9 protein-coding genes, 1 tRNA gene and 1 other RNA gene are annotated in these 12,302 nt (G+C 73.3%); 7 read left to right on the forward strand and 4 right to left on the reverse strand.

Annotated features, from left to right (window positions below; genetic code table 11):
- Positions 1-3 precede the first annotated feature (3 nt).
- The 3 genes from ACTHM3_RS00085 to ACTHM3_RS00095 all read left to right on the forward strand — a co-directional run bounded on the left by ACTHM3_RS00085 (position 4) and on the right by ACTHM3_RS00095 (position 3,675).
- Entirely contained in the window at positions 4-978 is a 975-nt protein-coding gene (locus tag ACTHM3_RS00085) for a 3-hydroxyacyl-CoA dehydrogenase family protein (protein ID WP_440404043.1), read from the forward strand.
- Positions 979-1,060: 82 nt separating this feature from the next.
- Complete coding sequence (locus ACTHM3_RS00090) at positions 1,061-2,338, forward strand: saccharopine dehydrogenase family protein (RefSeq protein WP_440404044.1); 1,278 nt, start codon at positions 1,061-1,063, stop codon at positions 2,336-2,338.
- A 23-nt stretch (positions 2,339-2,361) separates the two neighbouring features.
- Positions 2,362-3,675: a multidrug effflux MFS transporter gene (locus ACTHM3_RS00095; protein ID WP_440404045.1), complete on the forward strand. Its 1,314-nt coding sequence runs from the start codon at positions 2,362-2,364 to the stop codon at positions 3,673-3,675.
- A gap of 1 nt (position 3,676) precedes the next feature.
- Here ACTHM3_RS00095 and ACTHM3_RS00100 read toward each other — a convergent pair whose 3' ends face one another.
- A complete protein-coding gene (locus ACTHM3_RS00100) occupies positions 3,677-4,315 on the reverse strand; it encodes a hypothetical protein (protein WP_440404046.1) in 639 nt (212 codons plus the stop codon).
- Between the two features lie 75 nt (positions 4,316-4,390).
- Between ACTHM3_RS00100 and ACTHM3_RS00105 the strand changes: the two genes are divergently transcribed.
- Positions 4,391-6,409 carry an aldo/keto reductase gene (locus ACTHM3_RS00105; RefSeq protein WP_440404047.1) on the forward strand — a complete coding sequence of 673 codons (2,019 nt, stop codon included), beginning with the start codon at positions 4,391-4,393 and terminating at the stop codon, positions 6,407-6,409.
- On the forward strand, positions 6,388-7,392 hold the full coding sequence (locus tag ACTHM3_RS00110) for a LacI family DNA-binding transcriptional regulator (protein ID WP_440404048.1): 1,005 nt from the start codon (positions 6,388-6,390) through the stop codon (positions 7,390-7,392). Before ACTHM3_RS00105 ends, ACTHM3_RS00110 begins: the two co-directional genes overlap by 22 nt.
- A gap of 26 nt (positions 7,393-7,418) precedes the next feature.
- Here ACTHM3_RS00110 and ACTHM3_RS00115 read toward each other — a convergent pair.
- From ACTHM3_RS00115 to ACTHM3_RS00125, 3 genes are all read right to left on the reverse strand, one after another.
- Positions 7,419-7,506: transfer RNA gene (locus ACTHM3_RS00115), tRNA-Ser, on the reverse strand.
- A gap of 28 nt (positions 7,507-7,534) precedes the next feature.
- An RNA gene (gene ffs / locus ACTHM3_RS00120) (signal recognition particle sRNA small type) lies at positions 7,535-7,631 on the reverse strand.
- Between the two features lie 6 nt (positions 7,632-7,637).
- Positions 7,638-9,050, reverse strand: a complete 1,413-nt coding sequence (locus ACTHM3_RS00125; protein ID WP_440404049.1) for a choice-of-anchor G family protein — start codon at positions 9,048-9,050, stop codon at positions 7,638-7,640.
- A gap of 213 nt (positions 9,051-9,263) precedes the next feature.
- Between ACTHM3_RS00125 and ACTHM3_RS00130 the strand changes: the two genes are divergently transcribed.
- Together ACTHM3_RS00130 and recR are read left to right on the forward strand one after the other, a co-directional pair.
- Positions 9,264-11,510 carry a DNA polymerase III subunit gamma and tau gene (locus ACTHM3_RS00130; RefSeq protein ID WP_440404050.1) on the forward strand — a complete coding sequence of 749 codons (2,247 nt, stop codon included), beginning with the start codon at positions 9,264-9,266 and terminating at the stop codon, positions 11,508-11,510.
- A complete protein-coding gene (gene recR / locus ACTHM3_RS00135; RefSeq protein ID WP_440404051.1) occupies positions 11,510-12,112 on the forward strand; it encodes a recombination mediator RecR in 603 nt (200 codons plus the stop codon). Before ACTHM3_RS00130 ends, recR begins: the two co-directional genes overlap by 1 nt.
- Positions 12,113-12,302 lie beyond the last annotated feature (190 nt).

The raw sequence follows: 12,302 nt of genomic DNA on the forward strand, positions 1-12,302 counted from the left end.
GACATGCCCGAGGACGCATATGCCGTGGTCGGATCCGGCTACATGGGGGGCGGGATCGCTCAGGTGCTGGCGCTCGCCGGCCATCCGGTCCGGATCTCCGACGTCACCCTCGAGGTCGCGGAGGCGAACCGCGAACGCCTGATCGCGGAGGCGCGCGCCTTCGCCGCCGACGATCTGTTCCCGGCCGACGCGGCCGAGACGATGGCCGCCCGCATCACCGCGCACGAGCTCGAGGATGCCGTCGCCGGCGTGCGCTTCATCGAGGAGGCGGTGCCCGAGCGCCTCGAGCTCAAGCAGGAGACGCTCCGCCGGATCGGCGAGGCGGCCCCGGCGGACGCGGTGGTCGGCAGCAACACGTCGAGCATCCCGATCGGCACCATGGCGCCGTCGATCGCGCGCCCCGAGCGGTTCCTCGGCGTGCACTTCAGCAACCCGTCACCGTTCATCCCGGCCGTCGAGGTCATCCCGCACACCGGCACCTCGCCCGAGGCCGTCGCGTTCGCCCGCGAGGTCATCGACTCCGTCGGCAAGGTCTCGGCCCTCGTCGAAGACGTGACCGGCTTCGTGCTCAACCGCCTGCAGTTCGCGCTGCTGAACGAGGCGGCGCGGGTCGTGGAGGAGGGCGTGGCGTCGATCGAGGACGTCGACGCGATCATCCGCGGCACCCTCGGATTCCGCCTCCCGTTCTTCGGGCCGTTCGCGATCGCCGACATGGCCGGCCTCGACACCTATGGCATGGTCTTCGCCCAGCTGCGTCAGGCCTACCCCGATCGGTACCCGACGCCCGACCTGCTCCAGCAGCAGATCGACGCGGGGCGCTTCGGCGTCAACAAGACCGGCGCCGGGTTCCTCGAGCCGCCCGCCAGCGGATCGGCCGAGCTCGTCGCGTACCGCAACCGCGCCTACGTGGCGATGTCGCGCCTCCTCGCCGAGCTCGGTCCCGCGCCCGTCGTGTACGCGGAGGGCGCCGGCGACTGACGCGCGCATCCGCCTGCGTCGACGCGCCGCCGCCGTCGGATCCGCACTATCGCGCCATGCTGACGACCGATAGCGTCGTCTCATGCGGATCCTGCTGATCGGTGCGGGCGGTGTCGGCGATGCGATCGCGAAGATCGCCGCGCGTCGCGACTTCTTCGAACTCCTCGTCGTGAGCGACTACGACCCGACCCGCGCGCAGCGCACGATCGACTGGATCGTCGCCACGCACGGCTCCGAGGTCGCGGCGCGCTTCGTCGCCGCGCGGGTCGACGCCTCCGACCCGGAGAGCGTCGCCGCGCTCGCCCGCGAGCACGGCGCGACCCACGTCATGAACGCCGTGGAGCCCAAATTCGTGCCGACCGTCTTCGCCGGAGCGCTCGCCGCCGGCGCCGACTACCTCGACATGGCCATGAGCCTCTCCGAGCCGCACCCCGAGCGGCCCTACGAGGAGACCGGGGTCAAGCTCGGCGACGACCAGTTCGAGCAGGCGCCCGACTGGGAGACCGCCGGCCGGCTCGCGCTCGTGGGCATGGGCGTCGAGCCCGGGCTCTCCGACGTGTTCGCCCGCTACGCGTCCGACCACCTGTTCTCGTCGATCGACGAGCTCGGCACCCGCGACGGCGCGAACCTCGTCGTGCGCGACGAGGCCGGCAATGAGATCTTCGCGCCGTCCTTCTCGATCTGGACGACCATCGAGGAGTGCCTCAACCCGCCCGTGGTGTGGACGAAGGACGGCGGGTGGGTGACGACCGCGCCCTTCTCCGAGCCGGAGACGTTCGTCTTCCCCGAGGGCATCGGCCCCGTGGAGTGCGTCAACGTCGAGCACGAGGAGGTCCTCCTCATGCCGCGCTGGCTCGATGCGCGACGGGTGACGTTCAAGTACGGCCTCGGCGACGAGTTCATCGGCGTGCTGAAGACGCTGCACACGCTGCACCTCGACTCGGTGGCGCCGCTGCGGGTGCGCAGCGCGAACGGACCGGTGGAGGTCGCGCCGCGCGACGTCGTGGCGGCGGCGCTGCCCGATCCCGCCACGATCGGCCCGCGGATGACGGGCAAGACCTGCGCCGGCGTGTGGGTGACCGGCACGGGGCAGGACAGCGCACCGCGCGAGGTGTACCTCTACCACGTCGCCGACAACGAGTGGACGATGCGCGAGTACGAGAGCCAGTGCGTGGTGTGGCAGACCGCACTCAACCCGGTGATCGCCCTCGAGCTGCTCGCGACCGGCGCCTGGAGCGGGGTCGGCGTGCTCGGTCCCGAGGCGTTCGACGCGCAGCCGTTCCTCGAGCTGATGGCGAGGCCGGAGTCCGAGGGAGGCTACGGCCAGGCCTGGGGCCTCGAGGAGCGCACCGCGTCGTAGGCGGGAGATAGCCTGGTGGCGGGGTGCTCGCCCCGTCCTCCACCCTCTCCCGCACCGGCAAGGACCCCGTGACCACGGTCTCCCATCCGGGCGATGCGCTCTCGCGCGGCCGGCTGATCCTCTACATCGTCGCCCTCGGAGCGCTCGTCGCCCTCGGCCCCTTCACCATCGACCTGTACCTGCCGGCGTTCCCGCGGGTCGCGGCCGAGTTCCACGCGCCCGACAGCGAGGTGCAGCTCACGCTCACCGCGACGACCGTCGGCTTCGGTCTCGGGCAGCTGTTCGTCGGTCCGCTGAGCGACCGGTTCGGCCGCCGCCGCCCGCTCCTGTTCGCGACCGCGCTCCACGTCGTCGCCAGCATCGCGGTCGCGCTCGCGCCGAGCGTGCCGGTGCTCATCGCGCTCCGGGTCGTCCAGGGCGTCGGCGCCGCGGGCGGCGGCGTCGTCGCGATGGCGATGGTGCGCGACCTGTTCGGCGGGCAGCCCCTCATCCGGATGCTCTCCCGGCTGGCGCTCGTGACGGGCCTCGCCCCGATCCTCGCCCCCGTCATCGGGTCGCAGCTGCTCGTCGTGCTCGACTGGCGCGGGGTGTTCTGGTGCCTCGCGGCCTACGGCGCGGTGATCCTGGTGGCCGCGCTCCTGCTCATCCGCGAGACCCTGCCGCCGGAGCTGCGACGGATGAGCGGGCATTCGACGGTCGGCCAGCGCTACCGCGCCCTGTTCGGCGACCGGGTCTTCGTCGGCGTCGCGATCATCGGCGGCATGACGTTCTCGGGTCTGTTCGCCTACCTGTCGTCGTCGCCGTTCATCCTGCAGGACGGTTACAGGCTGAGCGCACAGGAGTTCGGGCTCGCGTTCGGCATCAACTCGCTCGGCCTCGTGATCGCGTCGCAGGCGTCGTCACGGATCATGCGCCGGGTCGCGCCCGCCCGGGTGCTCGTGCTGAGCCTGCCCGTCATCCTGCTGGCCGCGCTCGCGCTGATCGTCGGCGGCTGGCTCGTCGAGACGCCGCCGTTCCTGGCGGTCGCGATCCCCTTCTTCGTGCTCGTGACCTGCGCGGGCTTCACCTTCCCGACCGTGCAGGTGCTCGCGCTCGCCGGACACGGGCGGGAGGCCGGCACCGCGGCATCGCTGCTGGGGGCCGCGAACTTCGGGCTGGCGGGCGCGATCTCGCCGATCGTCGGGCTGCTGGGCGTGACGGCCGCGCACGCCGGGCTCGTCATCGCCGGCACCTCCGTCATCGCGCTGACCTCGCTCTGGGTGCTCGTCCGGCCGCTGCGCCACGGCGTGATCAGCGACGACACCGGCTCGATCGAGATCCCGGGGGCGATCGGCTGAGTCAGATGCCGAAGCGCTCGCCCGAGATGAGCATCGCGCCCGCCGCGACGCCCGCGATCGCGATCACGCCGAGGGCGATCCCGACGCCGGCGATCCAGGGCCGGTTCTCGAACCAGTAGGCGCTGCCCGGGTAGTCGCGGAAGAAGTCGCGGAGGTCGACCGGCTCGGTCGTCGTGATGGGCGCCACGGGCAGGGCGGCGGCGACCCGCGTGAGGTCGCCGTCGTGCCAGAAGTTGCCGCGCATCCGGAACAGCCGCTCGCCGGCGGCGTCGCGCACGAGGAGCTGGCACACCGGGCCGGGGGTGAGCCCGACGTAGGTGTTGACCAGATCGACGCGCGCGATCCGGTCGAGCGCGACCTCCTCCACCGGGCTGAAGATGCCGTTGCCGCGCAGCACGCCGTCGCGCACCTCGGTGAAGACGGTCAGCTGCCGAGCGCCGACGAGCACGCACAGGGCGAGCACCACGACGTGGATCGCGAGCACCTCGGCCCACGATCCGTCGTGGTCGTCCGCGGTGAACCAGTAGAGGGCGCCGAACAGCGGCGAGGTCACCAGGAGGCTCGTGATCGACGCCGTGCGGAGCAGCGCGCCGCGCGGCCGGACGCGGACCTCGGGAGTCGTGAGGGTCGCGTCGGGCACTCGGTGATGCTACCGTTCGGGTCGTCACCGTGAACGTTCACGGTGACGACGGGAACGTGGGCGAGGAGGCTCGGGATGACGGACCAGGACGGCACCGGACAGGCGACGGCAGGCGGCACGACGGGCTGGGCCGTGCTCGGGCCGGGCGGGATCTCGCGGCGCTTCGTCTCGCAGCTCGCGGCCGGCGGCGGACGGCTCGCCGCGGTGGGCAGCTCCGACGCGCGCCGCGCCGCGGCGCTCGCGACCGAGGCGGGCGCGACGGAGGCGGCGACCGGCTCCTACGCGGACGCGCTCGCCGCCCCCGGGGTCGACGCGGTCTACATCGCGACGGTCAACACGGGCCACGCGCGGCTCGTGCTCGACGCGCTCGCCGCGGGCAAGGCCGTGCTGTGCGAGAAGCCGCTCGCGCCGAACCACGGCACCGCGATGGCGCTCATCGACGCGGCGGAGCGGGCCGGGCTGCCCCTGGTCGAGGCGTTCATGTACCGCTTCCACCCGCTCACGAGGGAGCTCCTGCGGCTCGTGCGCGACGGCGCCATCGGCGAGGTCCGCCACATCGACGCGACCTTCGCCTTCCGTACAGCCGACCACACCGGCCGGCTGTACGACGCCGACATCGCGGGCGGCGGCATCCTCGACGTCGGCGGCTACCCCGTGACGATGGCGAACGCGCTCGCGGCAGCGGCGGCCGGAACGGACGTCGCCGAGCCCGCCGAGCTCGTCGGGAGCGGCCACGTGGGGGAGGCGGGCGTCGACGAGTGGGCCGTCGCCGACCTGGTGTACCGCGGCGGGGTCACCGCGACCGTGCGCTGCGGGACCCGCGTCGAGCTGACGAGCCAGGTGCTCATCGACGGGTCGCGCGGCCGGATCCGGGTCGCCAACCCGTGGATCGTCCAGGAGGGCGACCCGGCCATCGAGATCGCGACCGTCGACGACGAGCCGCGGGTGATCGCCTTCCCGGGCGAGCTGCCGTACGGAGCCGAGGCAGCGGCGACGGTCGCCGCGCGGCGCGAGGGCCGCATCGAGGCGTCGGAGATGTCGCACGCCGACTCGCTGGCCACCGCGCGCACCCTCGACCGATGGAAGGCCGCGGTCGGCGTGCGGTTCCCGTTCGAGGCGGAGGCGGCCGACATCCCGACGGTCGGCGGGCGCCCGCTCGTCGTCGAGCCCGTTCCGCCGATGCGCGACGGCGAGATCGCCGGCATCGGCACCCGCATGTCCCGTCTCGTGATGGGCGTCGACAACCAGCCGGACCTCGCCCACGCCTCCGCGATCTTCGACGCGTTCGTCGAGGCGGGCGGCACCGCGTTCGACACCGGCTGGGTCTACGGGGCCGGCACGATGGAGCCGCGCCTCGGGCGGTGGATCGCGAACCGCGGCGTCCGCAACGACGTCGTCGTCATCGCGAAGGGCGCGCACACGCCCTACTGCGATCCCGAGTCGCTCACCCGGCAGCTGCACGAGAGCCTCGACCGGCTCCAGACCGACTACGCGGACATCTACATGATGCATCGCGACAACCCCGAGATCCCGGTCGGGGAGTTCGTCGACGTCATGGACGAGCACCGCCGTGCCGGGCGCATCCGCGTCTACGGGGTCTCCAACTGGTCACTCGAGCGCTTCGACGAGGCCAACGCCTGGGCGCGCGCGAACGGACGCCACGAGCTGGCCGTGCTGAGCAACCACTTCGGTCTCGCGGAGGCGTACGACGTGCCGTGGGCCGGCTGCCGCCACGTCACCGATGCGGCGTCGAAGGCGTGGCTCGAGGAGCGGCAGGTCCCGCTCCTCCCGTGGTCGTCGCAGGCGCGCGGCTTCTTCACCGGCCGCGCCCGCCCGGACGACCGGAGCGACGCGGAGCTCGTGCGCTGCTACTACAGCGACGACAACTTCGAGCGCCTCCGCCGGGCCGAGCAGATCGGCGGGGAGTTCGGCGTGCCGGCGACGGCCGTGGCGCTCGCCTACGTGCTCGCCCAGCCTTTCCCGACCTTCCCGCTGTTCGGGCCCCGGACCATCCAGGAGATGCGGTCGTCGATGCTCGGCCTGACGATCGACCTCACCCCGGAGCAGGTCGCGTGGCTCGACCTGCGGGGCTGAACGGCGCGGGATCGCGCGGCGACGCCGGCAGGCGCGCGACGATACTCGACGTCGCGGCGGCCGCCGGCGTCTCCCGGCAGACGGTCACCCGTGCGATGAACGGCATGGGCGACATCAGCCCGGCGACGCGGGCGCGCGTGCTCGCCGCCGCCGAGGAGCTCGGATACCGCCCGTCGCGCTTCGGTCGGGGGCTCGTGACCGGCGGCGAGCGGCAGCTCGGGCTCGTGCTCGACGACCTGCGCAATCCGTACTTCCCCGAGCTGGCTGCCGCCGTCGTCGCGCGTGCGGCCGAGCACGGCTGGAACGTGCTGCTCGTCGACGCCGCCCTCGCCGAGGATCCGACGGAGCTGCTCGCCGCGCTCGGCCGGCAGGTCGACGCGGTCGTGGGCTACATCGGCGTGCGGGTGCCCGACTGGCTCCGGGAGCCGGGCGCGCTCCCGGTGGTGACGCTCGGCGAGGAGGTCGACCCACTGCTCGGCGGGATCCGGCTGGACGACGGCCCCGCGATCGCCGCGCTCGCCGCGCACCTCGCCGGGGCTGGAGTCCGCCGACCGGCCGTGCTCGGGCCGGGGGAGCCGGGCCACGGCGGTCGCACGGGGCGGCTCGCCGCAGCCCTCGCGTCGCAGGGGATGCCGGTGCGCACGATCGCCGCAGGCGCCGTGAGCGCGGAGGCCGCCGCGGCGGCCGCGACGCCGCATCTCACGGGCCCGGACGCCGTCGACGCGGTCGTCGCGTTCAACGACATCATGGCGCTCGGGGTCCTCGCCGCCTGCCGTCGGGCCGGGGTCGCGGTCCCCGATGACGTGCGCGTCGTCGGGATCGATGGCCTGCCGCTCGGCGAGCTCGTCTCCCCGACGCTCACGACGCTCGCCCTCGACCTCGACGAGGTCGCCCGCGATGCCGTGGAGCTGGTGGTCGGCGGGCGTGGATCGCGTGCCGTGCTCACCGTGCGGCATCGGCTCGTGCTGCGCGAATCGGCATAGGCGATCCCGCGCGCTCATCGTGGTGCTGGCGGAGGATGGGGGATTCGAACCCCCGAGGGCTTTCACCCAACACGCTTTCCAAGCGTGCGCCATAGGCCACTAGGCGAATCCTCCTGGCGTCGCCCCGCCTGCGGGAACAGGCGGAGAGGACCCCCCGCGCACCCGCCAGAGCCCGGTTACCCTTGCTGCGTCTCCGCCCTGGGGGAGTTGGCCTGGATGGCGCCACGCGGGGAGCCGTGGGAAGTCTACTGGACGGCGAGGGGGCCGGGACCCTGATCCGGTCCCGGCTCCCTCGGGGTTCCGCGGCGCGTCAGTGCGAGGTGGGGGCCCCGCGGAGCGCATCGCGACGACGCCACGCGGCGAGCCGCGTGAGGCCGAACCCTGCCGCCGCCAGCAGCCCGGCCCCGGCGAGCGTCGCACCGATGGGCACGGTCACGCCGGTCTCGGCGAGGAGTGCAGCGGGCGTCGTGCCCGGGCCGGCCGGAGTGACCGTCGCGGGTCCGGCGTTCGGACCCACCGTGGCGTTCGCGATGGCGACCGAGGCGAGTGCCGGCGCCCCGGACGCCCCCAGCACGTTGACGGTGATCGCGTTCTGGGTGAACGAGCCGTCCGGGTTGGTCATCCGGTTGTTGACCGGGCGCCGAGACGAGGGCGCTGAGAGCCGTGCCGACCGCGGCCGCCAGCCCGGTAGTGACCGTCGTCAGCGTCGTGGCGAGCGTCGTCGCGAGACCCGCGATGGCTGCGATCGCCACGGTGTCGACGATCGGGTCCAGCCCGCCCGCGGCGGTCTGGAGCTGGGTCAGCACGCCGTTCGCGAGCGCGTTCACCTTGGCGACGACGGCCGCGGGGAGGAACGACATGAGGTCGGTCCCGGGAGCGAGGTGGTCGAGATCGGCGACGCCGGCCGCGGCGAGGAGATCGGACGCGGTGATGCTGATGGTCCCGCCCGTGAAGGGGTCGGCCACCGGAGTTCCGAGCAGCGGGTTCACGACGAGGAGCACCGGGTCGAGCACTCCGGCGATCGCCGTGCTGACCGGGGCGATCACGGTGCCGCCCACGGTGGCGCCGACGTCGTCGAGCACGTAGGCCCCGCTCGGAGCACCGGACGCCGGCTGCTGGGCGCTCGCCGCGACGGCACCGATCACGAGATCGATGCTGATGGGGCTGGTCGCCGGATCACCGATTCCGATCGATGCGGAGTTGCCCGCTCCGGGTGTGCCGAGGTTCGACCCGGTCACCGTGGTTCCCGATCCGACCAGGCTCGGTGCCGAGGAGACCGTTCCCGAGAACGCGACCGATGACCCGTCGTCGCGCGCCTGCGCGAACTGCCCGACGGCCCCCAGCTGGATGATGCCCGTCGCCCCGAACAGATCGGTCGTTCCCGCCCGCAGGTTCAGCGCGTCCAGGACGGTGGCGTCGAGCGGGGTGTCGCTCGTGACGGTGCCCGTACCGTTCGCGTCGACCGCTTCGGCGCCGGCCAGATTCAGCAGCGGCGCGCTCGGCGTTCCGGCGATCGTCGCCGTCAGCAGCCGCCCCTCCGCCTGCGAGACCGGTGCCGCGGCGCTGGCGCTCATCGGCACGATCAGTGCGATGGCGGCGCCGAGAGCGGCGGCCGAAACGGCGATGCCCGTGACCGGCATCGATGGACGTGTGCTCATGAGAGCTCCCCCGCGCGTCCTGATCCACACGTCGGGAGGAAGCGCGACGTCCCCTTCGACGCGTCCGGAATCGATCGATGGTTGGTCGGTCATGCACAACCGGAATGTGACGAAAACTATCGGTGCGGTCCCCCAAGGCAACCCTGCCGACGGTGTTTCTGCACGTCCCTCCCGCCCCCGGCCGGCGTCGGAGCCCGCGGCTATCCTTGCGAGGTGGTCACCGCCCTCTACCGCCGATACCGGCCGGAGACGTTCGCCGAGCTGATCGGCCAGAGCCAGGTGACCGACCCGCTGCGCACCGCGCTGCGCACCGATCGGGTCAATCACGCGTACCTCTTCTCCGGGCCGCGCGGCTGCGGCAAGACGACCTCCGCGCGCATCCTCGCGCGCTGTCTCAACTGCGCCGAGGGGCCGACCGACACCCCGTGCGGGGTCTGCCCGTCGTGCGTGGAGCTCGGCCGCGACGGCGGCGGATCGCTCGACGTCGTCGAGATCGACGCGGCCTCCCACAACGGCGTCGACGACGCCCGCGACCTGCGCGAGCGGGCGGTCTTCGCCCCGGCGCGCGACCGCTACAAGATCTTCATCCTCGACGAGGCGCACATGGTGACGCCGCAGGGCTTCAACGCGCTGCTCAAGATCGTCGAGGAGCCGCCGGAGCACGTGAAGTTCATCTTCGCGACGACGGAGCCCGAGAAGGTCATCGGCACGATCCGCTCCCGCACGCACCACTATCCGTTCCGCCTCGTGCCGCCGGCGACGATGCTCGAGTACCTGCAGCAGCTCTGCGAGAGCGAGAAGGTGCAGGTGGAGGCGGGAGTCCTCCCTCTCGTCGTGCGCGCGGGCGGCGGCTCGGTGCGCGACACCCTGTCGCTCCTCGACCAGCTCATCGCCGGATCGGAGGGCGCCGTCGTCGGGTACGAGCGCGCCGTCGCGCTGCTCGGCTACACGCACGGAGCGCTGCTCGACGAGATCGTCGACGCGATCGGCGCCGCCGACGCCCCGACCGCCTTCGCCGGAGTCGACCGCGTGATCCAGACCGGCCAGGATCCGCGCCGCTTCGTCGAGGACCTGCTCGAGCGCCTGCGCGACCTCATCGTCGTCGCCGCGACGCGGGAGGGCGCAGCAGCCGTGCTCCGCGGGGTGCCGCAGGACGAGATCGATCGGATGAGCGTGCAGGCCACGGCGTTCGGCGCGGCCGAGCTCTCACGTGCCGCCGACGTCGCCAACGCGGCGCTCACCGAGATGACCGGTGCGACCTCCCCGCGCCTACATCTCGAACTGCTGGTCGCGCGTCTGCTGGTGCCGGCCACCGACGACACCGAGCGCGGTGCGCTCGCGCGGGTCGAGCGGCTTGAGCGCCGAATGGGCATCGAGGACGCGCCGCGTGCCGTGCCCCCGGCGGCGAGCGAGACGCCGCGCCGGACAGCCGAGCCGACGAGCGCTCCCGCGCCGCGACCGAGCGCGGCGGCTCCCGCCCCGTCGGTCGAGCCGGAGCGACCGGTCGCTGCTGCGGAGGTCGAGCCCATGGAGCCGGCGCCGGCTGAGCCGACGACCGAGTCGGCGGTGACACCGCCCGAGGCCGGATCCGCTCCCGCCGAGCCGGCACCCTCGACCACGGCCGTCGCCCCGGTCACGATCGGCCGACTCCGCGACGCGTGGCCCGAGATCCTGGAGGCGGTCGAGAAGACCAGCCGCAGCTCGTGGCTCGTCGTCTACACCGCGACGCCGCGGGCCCTCGCCGACGACGTGCTGACCCTCGCCTTCCGCAGCCAGAACGACGTCGCCGGATTCCGGCCGAAGCCCGGCTCGACCGAGAGCGTCAGCGAGCACCTCCGCTCCGCCATCGCCGACGTGCTCGGCATCCGGGTGAAGTTCCTCCCGCGCGTCGAGGAGGGTGCGGCGCCGAGCGCTCCCGCTCCGAGCGCGCCCGCGGCGGCTCCGGCTCCCGCGCCGGTGCCTCAGGCGCCCGCGCCCGTCAGACCTGAGCCCGCTGCGCCTGAGTCCGCTGCTGCGCCCGAGCCCGTCGCGCCCGAGTCCGCCGAACCCGCGTCCGCCGCCCCGGAGGAGCGCCCGCAGATCGACGCCGACGGCTGGGCCGTCGTCTCGATCCCGCACTACGACGACGAGGCGCCCGCCACCGCCGCCGACATCGCGGCCGCCATGAAGCCCGCGTCCTCGCTGTCGGCCCCCGCCCCGAAGGCCGAGCGCGCCGCCCCCACGGCCACCGCGCGCGCCGAGATCGCGGCACCGGCGCGCCCCGCCCCCGCGCAGCGCGCCCGCTACGGCGAGGCCGTGGTCCGCGAGCTGCTGAAGGCGGAGTTCATCGAGGAGCAGCAGCTCGCCCCGCGCGACGCCCCCGTCGCCTTCGACGTGGCCGGCACCCCGGCCGCTCCGACCGGCGGCACCGACGACCTCCCGCCGGAGGACGTCCCGCCCGTGCCCGAGGAAGACCGCTGATGGCCTACGAGGGCATCGTCCAGGAACTGATCGACGAGTTCGGCCGCCTCCCGGGCATCGGGCCGAAGTCCGCGCAGCGCATCGCGTTCCACATCCTGCAGACGGAGTCGTTCGACACGACCCGGCTCGCCGAGATCCTCACCCACATCCGCGAGCGCGTGCACTTCTGCTCGATCTGCGGCAACGTCGCCGAGCAGGACACCTGCTCCATCTGCCGCGACCCGCGGCGCAGCCAGAACGTGATCTGCGTCGTCGAGGAGGCGAAGGACGTCGCCGCGATCGAGCGCACGCGCGAGTTCCGCGGCCTCTACCACGTGCTCGGCGGCGCCTTGAGCCCGATCGACGGGATCGGCCCGAACGACCTCCGCTTCGCCCAGCTCGTGAAGCGGCTGGCCGACGGCACCGTCACCGAGGTCATCATCGCGACCGACCCCAACCTCGAGGGCGAGGCCACCGCGACCTACCTCTCCCGGCTCCTCGTGCAGCCCGGCCTCACCGTCTCGCGGCTCGCCTCCGGCCTGCCGGTCGGCGGGGACCTCGAGTACGCCGACGAGGTCACCCTCGGCCGCGCCTTCGAGGGCCGCCGCGTCGTCGAGGCCTGACGGGTCCCCCGAGGGCTACCCGGCCGACGGCCCGACGACCACCTCGCCACTCCACCTGCCCGCGGGGCGCACATCCGGTGCGGTCATGCCGCGACGCTCGGGCGAGCCCGGTCGAGTCGTGCGAAACCTGCGGTTCCGGACGGTCGAACCACCGGTTTCGCACGATTCGACGGATCAACGGCACAAGCAC

It is taken from the genome of Pseudolysinimonas sp., assembly GCF_051954455.1.
In the GTDB taxonomy this organism is placed as follows: Bacteria; Actinomycetota; Actinomycetes; order Actinomycetales; family Microbacteriaceae; genus Pseudolysinimonas.

What these genes read in the sequence shown, in the direction of transcription:
- ACTHM3_RS00085 (WP_440404043.1), top strand. Translation starts at nt 4, where the DNA reads ATGCCCGAGGACGCATATGCCGTGGTCGGATCCGGCTACATGGGGGGC.
- ACTHM3_RS00090 (WP_440404044.1), top strand. Translation starts at nt 1,061, where the DNA reads ATGCGGATCCTGCTGATCGGTGCGGGCGGTGTCGGCGATGCGATCGCG.
- ACTHM3_RS00105 (WP_440404047.1), top strand. Translation starts at nt 4,391, where the DNA reads ATGACGGACCAGGACGGCACCGGACAGGCGACGGCAGGCGGCACGACG.
- ACTHM3_RS00125 (WP_440404049.1), bottom strand. Translation starts at nt 9,050, where the DNA reads ATGAGCACACGTCCATCGATGCCGGTCACGGGCATCGCCGTTTCGGCC.
- recR (WP_440404051.1), top strand. Translation starts at nt 11,510, where the DNA reads ATGGCCTACGAGGGCATCGTCCAGGAACTGATCGACGAGTTCGGCCGC.